The following is a 1,277-nucleotide window of genomic DNA, read 5'->3' as shown; positions in this document are numbered from 1 at the left end:
CTTGCTTCACCTTTGGTAATTAGCATTTCTATAAAGTCATAAATATCTGCGTCTTTTAACGCTTTGCCCTCTCTAAAGAATGTCGGCTGGATAATGGCTTCGATTTCATCTTTAGCATTTTTTAATACTTCATAAAGTGAGCTTGCTGGGTTTTCAAGTCTCACAAAGCGACTTAGCGCATAGCCTAAGCTTTGACTTAGTAGATTATCATAAATTTTAGGATTTTGAGAAATTAAGGGATTTAAGCCTTTAGAATCTGTTGTGGCGATTAAGTTTGCTATATCTTTGCCTACAACTTTGAAATTCTCCGCTCTAGTTTTATTTAGTCCATTAGCACTAGCTTCAATGCTATCGAGCAAATAGGGGCGGATTTCTAGCTTATGTGCGCCATATTCTCCAAAGTCATTGACAAGATTATGAAACGCACCTGCATTTTTAGCATACATTTCTACTAGTTTATTTTTTTCATCAAGTGGCAGTTTGAGATTATTTAGCACATTGCCTAGTGATTTATTGTTTGAGTTTTTAGCTAAGTTTGCCAAAAGGGCTAGGTTGCAGTCTAAAATATCAGGGTAGGCATTATCTTTTTCTAGCTTTCTTGCTACAAGATAGGCTAGCTCATCTACACTCTCTCCCTCTAAGTGATTGGGAAGTTCTTTTAAGGCTTTAGCATATTTGCCTAGTGCGATCACTGCTTTATCACCTAGAGAATCTACATTATCGACATTGCTTGCTAGGCTTAGGTTTATTAGCTTTTCATCGCTTAAAGCTTCTTTGGGCATACGCACTAGCAGTTCATCAGGCTCTAAATGGATATTATATTGCTTTTGTATAGCCTCTTCATAGGCTTTGCGTGAAGTTTCGCTAAAGTCTTGCATTCCTTTTATTCTATGGTTTCCGCTTATCACTGCACCATCAATATTGAGAATTGGCAAGTCTTTAAATCCACCGCGTCCTAGTATGAGATTTGGTTTAAAATCATTTGCGATTGCTTGGATAGTTTTTTGCTTTGTTTCAAGGCGTCCTTGCAAATTGGTATTTTCAAAGTTTGGCTTTGCGTCTTTGGATTTGATGATTTTAAATTCTAGTGGGATTATTTCATTATCTTGTAAGCTTATGCTAGAATCTGCTAAAGGCGTAGCCTTAGCCTTTATAGGTTCGCCCACTTCTAGGATTCTTTCATTTGCGCTTAAGCCATTTAAGGCTTCCTTTTGGGCTTGCATACTTGCTTGCTTTGCTTTTAGTTCCTCTAGGCGTGCTTGCATTGCAAGTTGTTC

Annotated in this window: 1 pseudogene; it reads right to left on the bottom strand. The window is 37.6% G+C overall.

Annotation, left to right across the window (positions count from 1 at the left end):
* Nucleotides 1–1,277, bottom strand: a pseudogene (locus CQA49_RS10180) (hypothetical protein); the annotation flags it as partial.

The organism is Helicobacter sp. MIT 00-7814 (assembly GCF_003364115.1).
Lineage (GTDB): Bacteria > Campylobacterota > Campylobacteria > Campylobacterales > Helicobacteraceae > Helicobacter_F.
Note: the sequence above shows the minus strand (reverse complement) of the source record. Positions and strands in the feature narration are given on the sequence as shown.